At 73.6% G+C, this 17,150-nt stretch carries 16 protein-coding genes, 1 other RNA gene and 1 pseudogene; 7 read left to right on the top strand and 11 right to left on the bottom strand.

Annotated features, from left to right (window positions below; translation table 11 throughout):
* Positions 1-48: 48 nt before the first annotated feature.
* Positions 49-264, top strand: coding sequence for a DUF397 domain-containing protein (locus tag KYY02_RS14000; RefSeq protein ID WP_371238257.1), 216 nt, complete (start codon positions 49-51; stop codon positions 262-264).
* Positions 265-319: 55 nt separating this feature from the next.
* Entirely contained in the window at positions 320-844 is a 525-nt protein-coding gene (locus KYY02_RS14005) for an HNH endonuclease family protein (RefSeq protein WP_371238258.1), read from the top strand.
* 89 nt (positions 845-933) lie between these two features.
* Here the strand turns inward: KYY02_RS14005 and KYY02_RS14010 are convergent, their stop codons facing one another.
* Positions 934-1,557, bottom strand: a complete 624-nt coding sequence (locus KYY02_RS14010; protein WP_371238259.1) for a histidine phosphatase family protein — start codon at positions 1,555-1,557, stop codon at positions 934-936.
* Positions 1,558-1,808: 251 nt separating this feature from the next.
* Between KYY02_RS14010 and KYY02_RS14015 the strand changes: the two genes are divergently transcribed.
* Positions 1,809-3,035, top strand: coding sequence for a cytochrome P450 (locus KYY02_RS14015; RefSeq protein WP_371238260.1), 1,227 nt, complete (start codon positions 1,809-1,811; stop codon positions 3,033-3,035).
* 168 nt (positions 3,036-3,203) lie between these two features.
* Here KYY02_RS14015 and KYY02_RS14020 read toward each other — a convergent pair whose 3' ends face one another.
* The 6 genes from KYY02_RS14020 to rnpB all read right to left on the bottom strand — a co-directional run bounded on the left by KYY02_RS14020 (position 3,204) and on the right by rnpB (position 8,645).
* Entirely contained in the window at positions 3,204-4,502 is a 1,299-nt protein-coding gene (locus KYY02_RS14020) for a cytochrome P450 (protein ID WP_371238261.1), read from the bottom strand.
* Positions 4,499-5,116, bottom strand: a complete 618-nt coding sequence (locus KYY02_RS14025) for a GTP-binding protein (RefSeq protein ID WP_371238262.1) — start codon at positions 5,114-5,116, stop codon at positions 4,499-4,501. Before KYY02_RS14025 ends, KYY02_RS14020 begins: the two co-directional genes overlap by 4 nt.
* Positions 5,097-5,453 (bottom strand): DUF742 domain-containing protein, encoded by a 357-nt coding sequence (locus KYY02_RS14030; RefSeq protein WP_217145136.1) that lies wholly within the window; start codon positions 5,451-5,453, stop codon positions 5,097-5,099. The genes KYY02_RS14025 and KYY02_RS14030 overlap by 20 nt, the downstream gene beginning before the upstream one ends.
* Entirely contained in the window at positions 5,450-5,869 is a 420-nt protein-coding gene (locus tag KYY02_RS14035; protein WP_371238425.1) for a roadblock/LC7 domain-containing protein, read from the bottom strand. The genes KYY02_RS14030 and KYY02_RS14035 overlap by 4 nt, the downstream gene beginning before the upstream one ends.
* A 140-nt stretch (positions 5,870-6,009) precedes the next feature.
* Positions 6,010-7,767: a sensor histidine kinase gene (locus tag KYY02_RS14040; protein WP_371238263.1), complete on the bottom strand. Its 1,758-nt coding sequence runs from the start codon at positions 7,765-7,767 to the stop codon at positions 6,010-6,012.
* Positions 7,768-8,231: 464 nt separating this feature from the next.
* Positions 8,232-8,645, bottom strand: an RNA gene (gene rnpB, locus KYY02_RS14045) — RNase P RNA component class A.
* Positions 8,646-9,095: 450 nt separating this feature from the next.
* Between rnpB and KYY02_RS14050 the strand changes: the two genes are divergently transcribed.
* Genes KYY02_RS14050 through eda form a run of 3 tightly spaced genes read left to right on the top strand, consistent with a single transcriptional unit; the run spans position 9,096 to position 10,789 of the window.
* Positions 9,096-9,266 carry a hypothetical protein gene (locus KYY02_RS14050; RefSeq protein ID WP_371238264.1) on the top strand — a complete coding sequence of 57 codons (171 nt, stop codon included), beginning with the start codon at positions 9,096-9,098 and terminating at the stop codon, positions 9,264-9,266.
* A gap of 26 nt (positions 9,267-9,292) precedes the next feature.
* Positions 9,293-10,075 (top strand): peroxide stress protein YaaA, encoded by a 783-nt coding sequence (gene yaaA / locus KYY02_RS14055; protein ID WP_371238265.1) that lies wholly within the window; start codon positions 9,293-9,295, stop codon positions 10,073-10,075.
* A 57-nt stretch (positions 10,076-10,132) separates the two neighbouring features.
* A complete protein-coding gene (eda, locus tag KYY02_RS14060) occupies positions 10,133-10,789 on the top strand; it encodes a bifunctional 4-hydroxy-2-oxoglutarate aldolase/2-dehydro-3-deoxy-phosphogluconate aldolase (RefSeq protein WP_371238266.1) in 657 nt (218 codons plus the stop codon).
* On the opposite strand, the gene KYY02_RS14065 is transcribed toward eda, so the two are convergent.
* The 3 genes from KYY02_RS14065 to KYY02_RS14075 are packed head-to-tail and all read right to left on the bottom strand — an operon-like array spanning position 10,764 to position 13,897.
* Positions 10,764-12,281, bottom strand: coding sequence for a bifunctional RNase H/acid phosphatase (locus KYY02_RS14065; RefSeq protein WP_371238267.1), 1,518 nt, complete (start codon positions 12,279-12,281; stop codon positions 10,764-10,766). The two genes, eda and KYY02_RS14065, sit on opposite strands and share 26 nt — an antisense overlap.
* Positions 12,282-12,293: 12 nt before the next feature.
* Positions 12,294-13,037 (bottom strand): zinc ribbon domain-containing protein, encoded by a 744-nt coding sequence (locus KYY02_RS14070; protein WP_371238426.1) that lies wholly within the window; start codon positions 13,035-13,037, stop codon positions 12,294-12,296.
* Entirely contained in the window at positions 13,034-13,897 is an 864-nt protein-coding gene (locus tag KYY02_RS14075) for a Nif3-like dinuclear metal center hexameric protein (RefSeq protein ID WP_371238268.1), read from the bottom strand. The genes KYY02_RS14070 and KYY02_RS14075 overlap by 4 nt, the downstream gene beginning before the upstream one ends.
* Positions 13,898-14,070: 173 nt before the next feature.
* On the opposite strand from KYY02_RS14075, the pseudogene KYY02_RS14080 reads away from it, so the two are divergent.
* Positions 14,071-15,108, top strand: a pseudogene (locus KYY02_RS14080) (hypothetical protein); the annotation flags it as partial.
* A gap of 1,702 nt (positions 15,109-16,810) precedes the next feature.
* Here the strand turns inward: KYY02_RS14080 and KYY02_RS14085 are convergent.
* The gene (locus KYY02_RS14085) at positions 16,811-17,062 is read right to left on the bottom strand and encodes a WGxxGxxG family protein (RefSeq protein ID WP_371238269.1); all 252 of its coding nucleotides are present in this window, start codon (positions 17,060-17,062) and stop codon (positions 16,811-16,813) included.
* Positions 17,063-17,150: the final 88 nt, after the last annotated feature.

Genomic DNA, 17,150 nt, shown 5'->3' on the forward strand with positions numbered 1-17,150 from the left:
CAGTCCGCGAGAGTCAACGGAGTTCATCGAAAGGTTGCTGGGATCGCTATGAAGAGCGCTGAGTCCTCGACCGTCGCCTCCGGCCTCGCCTGGTTCAAGAGCAGCTACAGCGGAACCGAGGGCGGCGAATGCGTGGAGGTCGCGAACGGTACGGCAGGTGTGCACGTCCGGGACTCCAAGGCCGCCGCCGGACCCGTCGTCACGGTGTCGCGTGACGCCTGGACGGGGTTCGTCGGGCTGGCCTCCTCGGAGCGGGACGTCTGACACTTGTACGGTCGTGGGAGCCCTGCCGGATCCTTTCAGACGGCAGGGTTCTCGTGTGCGCCGGGCGCCTGATCAGCTCTCGACTTCGCCCGGAGGCGGAGTATCACCGGGCTCCCAGCCGGCCTCGGTCCGCGTTCTCCTGGAGGCATCGGAGGACGAGCTGCGCACCGACCACACCGAACAACTCACCGCCCCGGTCGGAGAACACGTCGGCACGAAACTGACGATCGAGCACGTCATGCCCCAGAGCCGGCGCAACCACTGGCCCCCGCTCGACGACGACCCCCTCGAGGGCGCCGACCGCGACGAGCTGGTGCACACGCTGGGCAACCTGACCCTGGTCACGGCTCGCCTGAATCCGGCGCTGGGCAACATGGCCTGGCAGGACGAACGGCAGTGGCTCGGCAAGCACAGCCTCCTGCGGCTCACCCACGGAACCCTGCTCAATCCCCCGCCCACCGTCGACGTCGGTGACCGGGCCGACGGCTGGGACGAGAACCGCATCCGCTCGCTCGGGAGTTACCTCGCTTCCCTGGCCCTGCGCATCTGGCCGTCGGGGGACGACCTGCTCGCGAGCTGAGCGGCAGACGAGTCGGGCTGTACGCCGAGTCCTGTTCCCGGGGTTCCTCACGGAGCCCCGGGCGACGGCTCACCGACGTCCGCACCTCGTCAGACGTGCAGCTCCGAGGCGAAGCCCGTCCAGCGCAGCTCGGCGGGCAGGTGCCGCATGTCGTTGGAGACGAGGAGAGCGGCGGGTCGGCCGGGGGCGTAGCGGATGACGGTGAGCGCCGCGTTACCGTGGTCGAGGCCGAGCCAACGCCACTTCGGCGCGTGCATGGCGTCCCGGACCAGCCAGGCGACCAGGAAGTTGTGGGCGACGACGAGTTCGTGCCGGTCCTGCTCCCCCTCCACCGGCCCGGTGAACAGGTCCAGCGCCCGGCGGGCCTGCACGGCTCCGTTCTTCCGGTCCTCGTCGGTCACGCCGATGAGGAAGCGGACGTAGAGGTCCGCCGATTCGGCCGGTAGCTCGCCCTTCTCCGGCAGGTAGGGCACGTAGTCGCCGGCGACGTCCGAGAGGTGGAGGGGGACGTTCTCCAGCTGGGCGCCGATCAGGCGTGCGGTCTGCGCCGCCCGCGGCAGGGGACCGTGGTGAACGGCGGCGAGGGGGACGTTCCGGAGGCGTCGGCCGAGCAGGGAGGCCTGCCGTCGGCCGGCCTCCGTCAGCCCGCTCTCGTCCGGTGACGCCTCGCCGTGCCGGGCAAGGTGGAGGTAACGGGTGGCCGTGCCGGTCATCGTGAACTCCCCCGCGTCCACCAGCGATCTCGTGCATCAGTGGACGCCCGTCCCGGGGCGCCGGTTCCCCAGCCGTCAAAGAGAGCGACGCCCGGCAGCGTGAATGTCCCCGAGGGCGGTGGCACGGACGCCGAGGGGCGGTTTTCGGCCGATGTCGCTCCCGGCGCAACCGTCACCCGGGTGCCCTGTCGCAACTGATAGTTGATCAATAACCTTGTGCGGTACACGAAGTCACGATCGCAGGGAGCTCCATGTCCACCGCCCAGCAGGTGCCCGACATCCTCTCGCCCGAGTTCGCGGCCGACCCCTATCCCGCCTACCGGGTGATGCGGGAGGCCGCGCCCCTCATCTGGCACGAGGCGACGAAGAGCTACATCGTCTCGCGCTACGAGGACGTCGAGCGCGTCTTCAAGGACAAGGCCGGCGAGTTCACCACCGACAACTACGCCTGGCAGCTCGAGCCCGTGCACGGCAAAACGATCCTGCAGCTCAGCGGGCGGGAGCACGCCGTGCGCCGGGCCCTCGTCGCGCCCGCCTTCCGGGGCAGCGACCTGGAGCGGAAGTTCCTGCCGGTCATCGAGCGCAACTCCCGCGAGCTGATCGACGGTTTCCGGCACACCGGCTCCGCCGACCTGGTCGCCGACTACGCCACCCGCTTCCCGGTCAACGTCATCGCCGACATGCTGGGCCTGGACAAGGCCGACCACCCCCGTTTCCACCGCTGGTACACGGCCGTCATCGCCTTCCTCGGGAACCTGTCGGGCGACCCCGAGGTGACGGCGGCCGGAGAGCGGACCCGGGTGGAGTTCGCCGAGTACATGCTGCCGATCATCCGGGAGCGCCGCGAGAACCCGGGCGACGACCTGCTGTCCGTGCTGTGCGCCGCCGAGGTCGACGGGGTGCGGATGAGCGACGAGGACGTCAAGGCGTTCTGCAGCCTGCTGCTCGCCGCGGGGGGCGAGACCACCGACAAGGCCATCGCCGGCATCTTCGCCAACCTGCTGCTCCACCCCGACCAGCTCGCCGCCGTCCGCGCGGACCGCTCGCTGATCCCGCGCGCCCTGGCCGAGACCCTGCGGTTCACCCCGCCCGTCCACATGATCATGCGGCAGTCGGCGACGGAGGTGGAGCTCAGCGGCGGCACCGTGCCCGCGGGCGCCACCGTCACCTGTCTGATAGGCGCCGCCAACCGCGACGAGAGCCGCTACCGCGATCCCGACCGCTTCGACGTCTTCCGCGACGACCTCACCACCACGACCGCCTTCTCCGCCGCCGCCGACCACCTCGCGTTCGCGCTCGGCCGGCACTTCTGCGTCGGCGCGCTGCTGGCCAAGGCGGAGGTGGAGATCGGCGTCGGCCAGCTCCTCGACGCCATGCCGGACGTGCGTCTCGCCGACGGGTTCGAGCCGGCCGAGCTGGGCGTGTTCACCCGCGGACCGCAGAGCCTGCCGGTGCGGTTCTCCCCCGTGAGGGACTGAGCCCCACGCCCCTGCGAGCGGTCCGTACGGGCGCGGTCCGTACGGACCCGTTCCCGGCCGGGCCGGCCCCGGGCCGACCGGCCCGCACCGGCCGCACCTTCCCGGTCCCCGGCCCGCACGCAGGTCAGCGCCGTGGTCCGGGCCCCGCCGGGGACCCGGAGGAGCTCGCTACTGCACCACCGGCGTGAACCGCACCGGAAGCGACGACAGTCCCCGCATCCAGATCGACGGCCGCCAGGTCAGTTCCTCCGGCTCCACGGCCAGCACCAGGTCGGGCAGCCGCTCCAGCAGCGTCTCGACCGCCGTCCGCGCCATCACGTCCGCCAGCAGCGGCGCCGGGTACGGGCATTGGTGCTCACCGTTGCTGAACGACAGGTGCGCGGCGTTCTCCGCGCCCACGTGCCCCTCCGGCCAGATCTGCGGATCGGTGTTGGCCGCGGCCAGCCCCAGCACCAGGCAGTCGCCGGCCCGGATCTGCCGGCCGCCCAGCTGGACGTCCCGTACCGCCCACCGCCCGATGAAGTTCTGCGTCGGCGTGTCCAGCCACAGCACCTCGTTGAGCGCCTCGCCCACGCTGAGCCGGCCGCCCGACACGTTCACGGCGAACCGCTCGTCCGTCAGCAGCAGGCGCAGCGTGTTGCAGATCCAGTTCGCCGTCGGCTGCTGCGCCGCCGCGATCACGGAGATCAGGTCCTGGACGACCTCCTCGTCCGTCAGACCGGCCGGGTGCGTCAGCATGCGCGAGGTGACGTCCGGGCCGGGGGCGGCCCGCTTGTCCTTCACCAGCTGCCGCAGCCGCTCACCGACGCGCCCGTACGCCGCCACCGGGTCGTCGCCCTCCCCCGCGTCCAGGGAGATCTGCAGGTCGTCGACGAGCCGGAGGGTGTCCTCGCCCGAGGTCGGCATCCCGCACAGCTGCACCACGGTGCGCATCGGCAGGGCGTGCGCGTAGTCGGCCATCAGCTCCGCCTGGCCGCTGCCGGCGAACCGGGCGATGAGTTCGTCGGCGATCAGCAGACAGTCGTGGGACAGCTCGAACTGGTCGATCCCCTCCAGCGCCTCGGTGATCACCCCGGACCGCCGCCGGTGCTCCTCGCCCTCGGTGAACAGCACCGACGGCTGGTACCCGACGAAGGGCAGCAGCGGCCAGTCCGGCGGGATGTTCTCCCACTGGTTCCAGCGCCGCGAGTCCCGTGCGAACAACTCGTCGTGGCTGGTCACGTACGTGACCTCGGAGTAGCCCAGCACCAGCCAGGCGGGGATGCCGCCGTCGAGCAGCACGGGCGCGACGGGACCGTGCTCCCGGCGCAGCGCGCGGTAGAGCTGCGACGGCGTCTGCTGGTACTCGAGACCCGTCAGGCGCACCGCACCCGAGTGGGCGGGGCACCCCGGGGGCGCCGGGGGCTCCGAGGGCTCCGAGGGCTCCGAGGGCTCCGGGTGCGCGTAGGGGACGCCTGGGTCGGTCACAGTGTCGCCTCCTCGGCGATGGCCATGTCGTGGAGGTGGTTCACGAGGGTGATCAGCACGTTCTTGCCGGAGTGCCGGACCCGTGCGTCGCAGTCGACCATCGGCACGTGGGCAGGCAGGGCGAGCGCCTGGCGGATCTCGTCCAGGGAGTACCGGTCGGTGTCCTCGTCGAACCGGTTCACGGCCACCACGAAGGGCGTGCGGTGGTGCTCCAGCCGGTCGATCGCGTACCAGGAGTCGTCCATCCGGCGCGTGTCCACGAGGACCACGGCGCCCAGCGTTCCCGAGAACAGCCTGTCCCACAGGAACCAGAAGCGCTCCTGGCCGGGCGCTCCGAACAGGTACAGCACCATGCGGTCGTTGAGGCTGATCCGCCCGAAGTCGAACGCGACCGTCGTGGTGGTCTTCGACGTCACCGCACCGGTCTCGTCGACGCCCACGCCGGCCTGGGTCATCACCTCCTCGGTGTTGAGTGGCCGGATCTCGCTCACGGAGCGGACCAGGGTCGTCTTGCCGACGCCGAACCCGCCCACGACGACGATCTTCAGACCGGTCTCCGCGGCGTCGTTCAACGGTGTGCGGTGGGAGGGCGGCTCAGAGGTTGCGGAGCCCATGGAGCACCTCTTGGAGTAGGGCGGAATCAGGCAGGGAGGCGACGGACGGCGCCGCACGTGGATGGCGGGCGGTGATGCGGCCCGTGTCCAGCAGGTCGCCGAGCAGGATCCGCACCACCATGACCGGCAGCCCGAGTTCCGCGGCGATCTCGACGACGGCGGTGGGGTGCCGGCACAGTTCCAGGATCCGGGCGTGCTCCGACTGCATCCCCGGCACCGGCCCGCTCTCGCTGACGATGAGGGTGACCAGGTCGAAGGACTCGTCGGCACGGCTGCGTCCACCGGTGACGGTGTAGAGCCGGTCCGGATCACCCGTGTCGACGGGTTTGCGCATCACGACGTGCCGCTCCCCCTGGCCTGGTCCCGCGGTTCGGCCCGCAGGTGCTCGCCGAGCTGCTCGACCAGCTCCGTCATCTGGTGGCCGATCACTCCGGGATCGGCGTCCTCCCCGGCGACGACGGCGAGGTGCGCCCCCTCGCCGGCCTCCACGATGAACAGCAGGCCGCCGTGGAACTCGGTCATCGACTGCCGGACGCCGCCGGTGCCGTCGCCGAACTCCATGGAGGCCCCTTGGGCGAGGGCCTGGATGCCGGAGCAGATCGCCGACAGCTGGTCGGCCCGGTCGAGCGTCAGGTGCTCGCTCCAGCAGAGCTTCAGGCCGTCCCGGGACAGGACCAGGGCGTGACGTGCTCCGGGGGTCTGTTCCAAGAGGCCCTGGAGGAGCCAGGTGAGGCTGTTGTCGGTGGTCTGCATGGTGGGTGATGGGACGGTGGTGTCCGGCTGACCGGTCACCGGCCCGTTCCTCCTATCTCACGAGCTCGAGCGGGAAGGGGCGCCGTCGCCCCGGATCCCGTACGGGGAGGGGACCGACGCCCGTACGGGAAGGGGTGGGTCTACGGAGTGGCGGGCGGCTCCGAGCCGGGCCGGGCGGCCGGTCCGGCGGTGCCGTTTCCGGACTGCCGTGCGCGGTGGAAGGCGCCGAACCGCGAGCCCGCGTCGCGTGCCGGGCGCCGCGTCGACGCCGTGTCACCGGCCTGGGCGGACGCCGACTGGCGCTGTTCGCGTTCGCGCTCCGCCTCGGCCATGGTGCGGCCGGGGGCCCGGACCGGCAGGCCGTTCGGCGTGGTGCCGTCGGGGCGCCGGTGCGGGCCCGGTTCGGGCAGTTCGGGCCGTGCGGTGGGGCGTCCGGTGGCCGGGGGCAGTGCCGCGGGGCGGGGGGTGGTGTCGGGCAGCGGGGCCGGGGCGGGCGCGAGCGCGGCGGATGTCGCACCGGGCCGGGAAGCCGTCTCGCGCGGGGCCAGGTCGCGCTGCTGGGCGAGCAGGTCCAGGGGCAGCAGGACGACGACGCCGGTGCCGCCACGGGAGGAGGGGCGGTAGTTGACGCTGATGCCGTACTTCGCCGCGAGCCGTCCCACCACGGCCAGGCCGAGCCGGGTGCCCTGCAGCGAGGCGAGGTCGGTGACACGGCCGGCCACGGCCTCCTCGGCGCGGCGCATCGCCGCGTCGGCCATCTTCAGGCCGCTGTCCTCGATGGTGACGACGATGCCGGCACTGCGGTCCTCGACGTATACGTGCACCTCGTCGATGGGCGGGGAGAAGTTCGCGGCGTTGTCCATCAGTTCGGCGAGCAGGTGCATCACGCCCTCGGCGGCGAAGCCGGAGACCGCGGCGCGGGTGGAGCAGTGCAGGCGCACCCGCTGGTAGGCGGCGATGCGGCCGACGGCACCGCGCAGGATGCTCTCCATCACGATCGGCTTGTTCCAGGCGCGGCTGGACCTGCCGCCCATGAGCAGCGCCAGCCGGTCGGTCATCAGGCCGAGCTGGGAGGTGCTGTGGTCCAGCTTCAGCAGGTCGCCGAAGACCTCCTCGCCGTGCCGCTCCTGCATCTCCCGCAGGTCGGCGAGCATCCGCACGGCCTTGGCCTGGACGCGGCTGAGCGCCTTGGCGGAGGCGGCCTGCGCCGCGGCGGCACGCCGCTCGCTGTGGGCGAGCTCGCGGACGAACGTCTCGGCCGGGGTGCGCAACGCCGGCAGCTGGGGCAGGTCGGTCTCGGCGAGCACGGTGTCGGCGGACCGGCCCTCGCGCAGCCGGGCGACCGCGGCGGGCAGCGTCTCCTTCACGAAGCGCTCGTACTCGGCCGCCGCCTGCTCCACCTCGCTCCGCATCCTGCGGTACTCGCCGTCCAGGGCGGCCGCCCGCCGCACGTCCTCCTCGACGGTGGCGGCGAAGGTGTGGGTGATCCGCTGCAGTTGCGGATCGGACGGCGGCGGCACGCTGCCCAGCACGTCGGCCGCGCCCGCGCCCTCCCGCAGCCGCTGGGCCACGGCGGGCAGCGTCACACCGGCCAGGTGGGAGATCTCGGCCGACAGCCGGGCCGCCTCCGCCTTGAGACGGCTGTTCTCCGCCTCCCGCTCGGCGGCCGCGCCGCGGGCCCGGTGGACCAGCCGGTGGTCGACGAGGATGGTGACGGCCACGCACACCCAGCCGACCGCCACCACGGCCAGGGCCCACGTGGAGGCGCCGGACGGCGCCAGGGCGAGCGCCGCGCCGCCGGCGGCGGCGCTCGCCACCAGCACGGCCGACCGTGCGGCGAACGAGGTGCGCGGCGCCCCCACCGGTTGGTGCTGGCTGGGCGAAGCAGGCACTGGCATGGAGCGGTCCCTCGGTCGTGAGAGCAGGGGAATCAGGAGCGGCGGCACGACGGCAGCCGCGGGCCGGGAAGGAGGTCAGCCGACTGGAAGGCGATCTTCCGACCACGCAGGGCTCATGCTAATCACCCAGATGTGCGAGGAGGCCCCGCTTGCTGCACGGATCGTCAGCAATACGAGTTCGTCGTGATCCCGTCGCCCGTACGTCCCGCTGTGGTACGCGGGACGACGCCGGAGCAGCCCGGCCGAAGGGCGGGAATACGGGCAGGAACCACACGGACGCGACGTCACATCGCTTCGATTGCGGGATCTCACCGGCTCCGCCGCTCGCACGAACCGCCTGGTTTCAGCCAACTGTGCGAGCGTCGGACCCCTTTCACGCTCCGGCCGTCGTGGGGGCCGAACCGTCGGGGTGGGGGAATGCCGTCGATCGTGAAGTTTCGGTGATGACGGCCCGCGGAGAGCGGCAGACGAGTCGGGCTGTACGCCGGGTTCTGTTCCGGCGGGTCCTCGCGGGCCCGCCGGCGACGGCCATCCATCTAGGGCCGGCGTTGCCGCCGGCCTCGTGCGGTCCACCCGCGGACTCGGGCGGGCAGCCCTCGATCGTCCGCGCAGAGACGCCTCCTCCTGCGAAGAGGTGTCTCCTCTTGACCTTGCTCCGGGTGGGGTTTACCTAGCCGCCTGAGTCACCTCAGGCGCTGGTGGTCTCTTACACCACCGTTTCACCCTTACCGAGGACCGAGGTCCCCGGCGGTCTGCTTTCTGTGGCACTGTCCCGCGGGTCACCCCGGGTGGCCGTTAGCCACCACCCTGCCCTGTGGAGCCCGGACGTTCCTCGGGAAGTCCCGTGAGGGACTCCACGCGGCCGCCCGCCCGGCTCGTCTGCCGTGCCGACCATGGTACCGGGCGCGGGCGGGGCCTCGGTGCGGCGGGCGTCGCGGGACACGGCCCACCTGTCCGGCTCCCCCACGGTCGTCGAGGACCGCGAGATGCTCGCGCTCCTCGGGACCGCGGCGCCGCCGGAGGAGCGGGAGCGGCTGACGGGGCTGCTCGGCGGGGTGGTGGGCGGGGCGGGCGCTGAGCGCGAGGCTCGACGCGCTCGCCGACGCCGAGCCGGACGATCCGCGCGTGGAGGAGGCCGCCCGCGTCCTCGCCGTGTGTGTGCCGGAGGGGACCGGCGCCGGAGGGGACCGGCGCCGGGGAGGCCGACGGCCTCCTGCGGGCCTTCTGCGCCGACTTCCCGCCGGCCCGGGCGGAGGTGATCCGCCGCATGCTGCGGATCGTCACGCAGGAGCGTACGGGCGGCGCGGGCGCCGGCCCGGCACGGGTGGGTGGGCGACCACCCCGTGGCCCCCGCCGCCCCGCGCCGCGCGCTGTCCTTCCGGCCCCGCCCGCACGGGGTGCTCCCGCTGGAACCGGCGGGGCGCTTCACGGGGACGGGCTTCGGCCCGGCCGTCCTCCACGGCGCCGAACCGGACCGGCCGGCGCACGCCGTACGCTGACGTCGAGCTCGATCGAAGGAGTACGTGTGCTTGTCCTGCTGCCGCCGTCCGAAGGCAAGGCCGCTTCCGGCCGCGGCGCCCCGCTGAAGCCCGAGTCGCTGTCGCTGCCGGGACTGACCGCCGCGCGGGAGGCCGCCCTCGCCGAACTGGTGGACCTGTGCACCGGTGACGAGGACAAGGCGCGCGAGGTGCTCGGGCTGAGCGAGGGGCTGCGGGGCGAGGTCGCGAAGAACGCGGAGCTGCGGACCTCCGGGACGCGGCCCGCCGGGGAGATCTACACCGGGGTGCTGTACGACGCCCTGGACCTGGCGTCCCTGGACGCGGCGGCGCGGCGACGGGCGGCGGCGTCCCTGCTGGTCTTCTCCGGGCTGTGGGGCGCGGTGCGGGTCACCGACGAGATCCCCTCCTACCGCCTCTCGATGGGCGTGAGGCTGCCCGGCCTCGGCGCGCTGAGCCGGCACTGGCGTGCGCCGATGGCACAGGTGCTGCCCGAGGCGGCAGGGGGCGGGCCGGTGCTGGACCTGCGGTCGGCGGCGTACGCGGCGGCCTGGAAGCCGAAGGGCGAGGTGGCGGCGCGGACGGCGACCGTGCGGGTGCTGCACGCGCCGACCCGGAAGGTGGTCAGCCACTTCAACAAGGCGACCAAGGGGCGGATCGTACGGAGCCTGCTGACCGCCGGGATCGCACCGAAGGACCCCGGTGAACTGGTGGAGGCGCTGCGGGACCTCGGGTACGAGGTGGAGGCTGCGGCGCCGACCGGGGCGGGGGCGGCGTGGGCGCTGGACGTGCTGGTGGACGAGGTGCACTGATTGCAGCATCCGCAATGAGCTTTGCGCGGTGCGCATCGGTGTGGGCAGGATGACGTCATGCGCTCTCCCCTGCCCTCCGCGGACTCCTCCGTGCTGGCCCTCGCCCCCGTCGTGCCCGTCGTCGTCGTCGAGGACGCCACCGACGCCGTACCGCTGGCGCGGGCCCTGGCGTCCGGCGGGCTGCCCGCGATCGAGGTGACCCTGCGGACGCCCGCCGCGCTCGACGCGATCCGGGCGATCGCCGGTGAGGTGCCCGAGGCCGTGGTCGGGGCCGGGACGGTGATCACGCCGGTGCAGGTGGGCGAGGCGGTGGCGGCCGGGGCGCGCTTCCTGGTCAGCCCGGGGTGGACGGACGTGCTCCTGGGGGCCATGCGGGCGTCCGGGGTGCCGTTCCTGCCGGGGGTGTCGACCGCCTCGGAGGTGGTGGCGCTGCTTGAGCGGGGGGTGCGGGAGATGAAGTTCTTCCCGGCGCAGGCGGCGGGCGGCACGGCGTACCTGAGGTCGCTCGCCGGTCCGCTGCCGCAGGCCCGCTTCTGTCCGACCGGGGGCATCGGCCCCGACTCCGCGCCGGACTACCTCGCGCTGTCCAACGTGGGGTGCGTGGGCGGGAGCTGGATGCTCCCGGCGGACGCGGTGGCCGCCCGGGACTGGGACCGCGTCGAGGAGCTGGCCCGCGCGGCGGCGGGGCTCAGCGCAGGTGCGAGGTGTCGTTGAACAGGCGGACGCTGGCGTTGCCGTCGGCGTAGTACGCCACGGCGGAGAGGGAGGCCGCCGACAGTTCCATGCGGAACAGGGCCTCGGGCGGGGCGCCCAGGGCGAGGCGTATGAGGGTCTTGATCGGTGTCACGTGGGTGACGAGCAGGACCGTACGGCCGCGGTACGCGGCGGTCAGCCGGTCGCGGGTGGCGGCGACCCGGGCCGCGGTGGCCGCGAAGCTCTCGCCGCCGCCGGTGGGTTCGGCGTCCGGGGAGGACAGCCAGGCGTTCAGGTCGTCGGGGTGGCGTTCGCGGACCTCGCCGAAGGTGAGGCCCTCCCAGGCGCCGAAGTCCGTCTCGCGCAGCCCGTCCTCCACGGTCACGTCGAGACCGAGCCGGGCGGCGACGATGTCGGCGGTCTCACGGGTACGGGCGAGGGGCGAGGCGACGACCGCCTGGACGGTGCCGCGCCGGGCGAGGAACTCGCCGGCCTTCTCGGCCTGCTCCCGGCCGACGTCGGAGAGGGAGGGGTCGCTGCCGCCGCTGCCCGAGAAACGCTTCTGCGGAGTCAGCGGAGTCTCACCGTGCCGCAGCAGCACGAAGGTCGCGGGCGGCCCCAGGTCGGCGGGCGCCCAGCCGGCGGTGGGCGTGGCGACGGCCCGCGCGGCCCGGACATCGGCGTCGGCCTTGAGGGCGGCGGCCTCCTCGCCACCGGGGGTCCCCTCGCCACCGGCGGTCTCCCCACCACCGACGGCCTCCCCACCACCAGCGGTCCCCACACCACCGACGGCCTCCTCGCCACCAGGGGTTTCTTCACCACCGGGGGTCCCCCCACCACCGACGGCCTCCCCACCACCGGCGGCCTCCCCACCGCCAGAGGTCCCCGCACCACCGGCAGTCCCCACACCACCGACGGTCTCGGGAAGGATGCCGGTACCGGTCCCGGCGGTGGAAGGCCTCCCGGTCGCCGAGGCCAGTGCCGCCCGGGCGCGGGCCGCGCCCGCCGCCGCGTCGCCGGGCGGGCCCGCGGGGCCGGGTGCTGCGGGACGGGCCGGTGGGGTGTCCAGGGCGGCCCGGGAGGTCGCCGCCGACCACGCCTCGCCCCGCTTGCCCGCGTCCATCGCCTCGTTGGCCAGCCGGTCGGCGTGCTTGTTCTGTGCGCGGGGGATCCACTCGTAGGTGACCCGCTCCGGCGGGAAGACCAGCGCCGCCTGAGCCGCGAGCGGCCTCATCGCCGGATGCTTGATCTTCCAGCGGCCCGTCATCTGCTCGATGACGAGCTTGGAGTCCATCCGGACGTGGACCCGTGCCTCCGGGTCCAGCTCGTGGGCGGCGCGCAGGCCGGCCAGCAGGCCCCGGTACTCGGCGACGTTGTTCGTGGCGACCCCGATGTACTCGGCCGCCTCCACCAGGGTCTCCCCCGTCGCCGCGTCGCCCACCACGGCCCCGTAGCCCGCGGGTCCCGGGTTGCCCCGCGACCCGCCGTCCGCCTCGACGATGAACTCCCGCACCGCCGACGCCCCCTACAGCCCCGACTCGGACGTACGCACCAGGATGCGCCGGCAGTTCTCACAGCGCACCACCGTGTCGGGGGCCGCGGAGCGGATCTCGTTCAGCTCGGTGATGGCGAGCTCCTGGCGGCAGCCCTGGCAGGTGCGGGCGTACAGCTTCGCCGCGCCGATGCCGCCCTGCTGCTCGCGCAGCTTCTCGTACAGGCTCAGCAGCGGGGCGGGCACGGAGGCGGAGACGACCTCGCGCTCCTTGGTCACCGAGGCGGCCTCGCCGTCGATCTCCTCGACGGCCGCGTCCCGGCGCGCGGTGGCGTCGTCGATCCTCCCCTGCACGGAGCCGACCCGCTCGGTCAGTTCGGCGACCCGCTCCTGCGCGGACTCGCGGCGCTCCATGACCTCCAGGACGACGTCCTCCAGGTCGCCCTGCCGCTTGGCGAGGGACACGATCTCGCGCTGGAGGTTCTCCAGGTCCTTCGGCGAGGAGACGGCGCCGGAGTCGAGGCGCTTCTGGTCGCGGGCGGCGCGCTGGCGCACCTGGTCGACGTCCTGCTCGGCCTTGGTCTGCTCGCGGGCGCAGTCGCTCTCCTCGGTCCGCGCGGCGATGAGCAGGTCCCGCAGCTGGGTGAGGTCCCGGTTCAGCGACTCGATCTCGGCGTGCTCGGGCAGCGACCTCCGCTTGTGCGCGAGCTGCTGGAGGCGGACGTCGAGGTCCTGGACGTCGAGGAGTCGGATCTGGTCGGCGGGCGCGGCGTTCAGTTGGGGGCTCCAGATGTGTCGGTGGTGGCAGAGGCCGCGTGGGCGGTCCAGGGGTCGGTGACCGTCTTCGAGACGTGGACCCGCAGGCCCCATCCGTGGCGGTCGGAGATCTCGTCGAGCTGGGCTGCGGCCAGCTCGCACCAGGGCCACTCGGTGGCCCAGTGCGCCGCGTCGAGCAGTGCGAGGGGGCCGTGGGCGCGGTCCGCGACGAACTCGGAGGCCGGGTGGTGGCGCAGGTCCGCGGTGAGGAAGGCGTCCACGCCGGCGGCCCGTACGTGATCGAAGAGGCTGTCGCCGGAGCCGCCGCTGACGGCGACCGTGCGCACGAGGGCGTCGGGGTCGCCGGCGACGCGGACGCCCTGCGCGGTGACGGGGAGGCGTTCGGCGGCGCGGGCGGCCAGGTCGCGGACGGTCAGCGGGTGGGCCGGCTCGCAGACGCGGCCGAGTCCCCGGCGGCCCCCGGGATCGGTGGCGTCCGGCACGAGGGGCCGTACGACCCTGAGGTCCAGGGCGCCGGCGAGGGCGTCGGAGACTCCCGGGTCGGCGGTGTCGGCGTTGGTGTGGGCGACGTGCAGCGCGATGTCGTTCCTGATGAGCGTGTGCACCACGCGGCCCTTGAAGGTGGAGGCCGCGACCGTGGTCGTCCCGCGCAGATAGAGCGGGTGGTGGGTGACCAGCAGGTCGGCGCCCCGCTTCACCGCCTCGTCGACGACTTCCTGGACCGGGTCGACGGCGAACAGGACCCGCGCGACCTCCTGGTCGGGATCGCCCACGACGGTGCCGACCGCGTCCCAGGACTCGGCCCGCTCGGCGGGCCACAGGTTCTCCAGCGCGGCGATGACTTCAGACAGACGGGGCACATCTGAAAGGCTACCTGGCTGTTCCCCACGTCAGTACCGGCGTCCTGGAGCACACACCCCTCTCCTTCCTCAGGCGAATCGTTCCTGGAGCACCCTTACGTGTGAAGCGCGGGCCCACCGCTCCGCCGTCCGTACGCGCGCGACCTACGTTCATCACCGGAGGTGACCGAACGATGACGGTCTGTGCCATCGACCCCGCGGCGGGACACGAGGAGGAAGCCGGACGGGCGGGCTGCGCCATCACCGCCGACGGCTCCTACGCCGCACGCCTCGCCCTCGCCGGCGACTCCTTCTTCCCGGAGCGCTGGACCCTGGACGGCCCCGAGCCCTATGCGGTGCCGCTGCCCGGCAACCAGCCCGAGAAGCCCGGCACCGAGGTGCAGCCCCTGAGCGACGGACGGGTCCTCATCCACCGGCCGGTCGGCGGACGGCACGTCTTCTCCCTGCTGTACCCGACCGGCCCCGGCACCGGTGAACTGCCGCTGGGCACGGTGGGGTGTCCGGAGGAGGGCACCCGGCTGCGGCTGCTGCCGCCCGCGCCGGGCGGGAAGCGGGCGTACGCCCTCGCCGTGGGCCGGCGGTCCACGGCGGTATGGCTGGTGGCAGGCGGCGCGTTCGGACCGGAGCAGCTCGCGGAGGTCCCCGGGCGCTGTTCGGGCGGGGTGTGGCTGGACCGCGAGGGGCGGATGCTGGCGCTGAACCGGGAGACCGGCGGGCGCACCAAGGCGGTCGTGGTGGATCTGGGGCGCGGCGGCGAGATGTCCCCGCTGCTGCAGATCGCCGACGGGAGCGACGACCGGCTGCTGCTCGCCGACCCGGACAGCGGGCTGCTGCTGATCCGCTCGGACGCGCCGTCGCCCGGTCGGGGCCGGTTGGGCTGGGGGGTGCTGGGCAGCACGCTGCCGGTGCGTTTCCCGAAGTGCCTGCGGCTGGCGGACTGCGTGGTCACGCCGTTCGCGATCCAGCCGGGGCAGATGCTGACGCCGGAGGGCTGCGCGGTGGCGCTGCGCATCGACGGCGCGTTCGGCAGCTGGGTCGGGGTGTGGCGGCCGGCGGAACGGCAGGTGCACCACTTTCCGGCGCCCGCGGGGTGGTTGGCCGGCTCGGGGCTGTGGACCGCGGACGGGGTGCTGCGGCTGCCGTACGCCACCTGGGCGGTGCCCTGCGGGGTGGCCGGGCTGAGGGCGCCCTGGCAGGAGCGGCGGCGGGAAGGGCTGGGCGTCCGTCCGGTGGTGGATCCCCGGGGGGTTCCGGGGCATCGGGCATCCGCCGAGCCCTCGGCCCTCCCCATGTCCGTCGGTGGATTCTCCACCCCCGTGGGGACCATGGCCGGAGGCCGGAGACCGGCCGCCGCCGCACCCATGGCCGAGGGGCGGCTCGTTCTCCCTGCCGCGCCTGGGGCCGAAGGGCAGAACCGGTTCGCCGCCACCCCCACCACCGGGGACAAGACCCCCTCCAACGCCGTCCTCATGACCGTGGGCCCCCTCACCACCACCGCCCGGCCCACGAACGAAGGGCAGAACCGGTTCGCCACCACACCCACCACCGGGGACAAGACCCCCTCCAACGCCGTCCTCATGACCGTGGGCCCCCTCACCACCACCGCCCGGCCCACGAATGAGGACCACACCCCCTTCACCGCCACACCCACGGCCGGAGGCCGATTCACCGCCGCCGGCCCTGCGGCCGGAGAGCCCCTCCCGCCCTGTGCCGTGCGCGGCGGCGACCGGTCGTCACCGCATGTCGTGCGCATCGCCGACGGTCCGCTTCCGCTGCGCACCGCACACGTGGCCGACGGCCGACTGCAGCCCGGCACCGGGCACATGGCCGGCGACCGGAGTCCCTTCCACGCCGAACTCCCCGCGCACGGCACCCCCGAGCCCCCTGTCGCCCCCCGCCCCGTCCCCTTGCAGCAGGCGCCTCTGGGACGGCTTGTAACGAAGTAGCGGCGGTCGGCGTGGCCACCTGGATTCGGGGGGTGGTGTGCCGGTTACACTCGCCCGGCTGTAAGAAGGATCATGTTTACGGGGTGAGTTTCTTCCGATGAACGACGTCAGCACGAACGAGCCGCAGTCCGCCCAGAGCGGACAGGCCCCTGCCGGACACGGCAGGCACCGGGGCCCTGTCTCCACGCGGGACGCGGAAGCGTCCCCGCGCGGCCGGCACCGCAGGCCGGAGCAGGCGAACGAGTACGCGGAGTCGGCTGCCTGACATTTCATCAGGCACCGGTACGCACCCGAGCCGGGCCCCGGCCGTCGTCGACGACGGCCGGGGCCCGGCTCAGTCGTGAGGGAACCGGCCTCCCGGGGCCGGACCGCGGACAGGGTCCGTGCCACCGCCCGGGGACGAGTACGCCGGGGCCAGTGCACCCAGGCCCGTCCGGGGCGTGCGACCCGGGCGGGCCCGCCCCGCTCGATCCAGGGGGACGGCTCCAGTCGCCGGAGAGGCGGTCGAACAGAGGCGGAGGCGGGGTGGAGCGGGGGCCGGTCCTCGCGGGCGGCCCGTTCAGAGGCCTGGCCCGGCTCCCCGGTGGGCGGCTCCCGCCGCGCGGCGGGAAAGTCCGCGCCGACGCCGAGGCGGTGGAGCAGGACGCCCTTCGGGACCAGGCGATCATGCGGGTGCGGGAGCACGGCGGTCGGCGCGGTGGCCGCGTCGACGGGCAGGGGCTCCCGGCACCGTCACCGGTGTCGGGGCTGGACGGGGCGGGGTGCGCGGCCCGGTGCCTGCGGAGCGCCTCCCCGCCCCGGCTCCGCTCGAGCGGGGGACCCATGAGCGGGAGGTGTCCCCCTCACCCACCCGTGTCACCCCGGGGCCGCCTCCCCGGCCCTCACGGCACCGGGGGAAGAGCACGACCTCCCGCTGCCCCCGGTCGGCCGGGGGCGGCGGGAGGCTCCGTCGGAACGGGCCCGGCGGTCACATGCGGTGGCCGCCGCCGGTGTCCCGGTGCTCGTGCTTGGTCTTACGAGGGATGAGACCGGCCAGTCCCAGCAGGCCGAGCAGGCCCCACAGCCCGGCGTTGCTGCCGTCGTCGTTGTCTTCCTGCGCCTGTACGACCGTGGCGGTGGTCGGCTGGGCCGCCTGCTCGGCGGTCTGGCCGAACGCCGCGCCGGCCGGGGCGATGGCGAGCAGAACGCCGATGGCGACGGTGCCCACGAATTTGCGCATTACTGTCTCCCTCGTCTCAATGATTCCAGCAGTCGCTTTCGCGTCATCCGGAGTGCCCGTTTTACCCCAAAATAGACTCACATGCGAG

Origin of the sequence: Streptomyces pimonensis, from assembly GCF_041380215.1 — a bacterium.
Taxonomy (GTDB): Bacteria; Actinomycetota; Actinomycetes; order Streptomycetales; family Streptomycetaceae; genus Streptomyces; species Streptomyces pimonensis.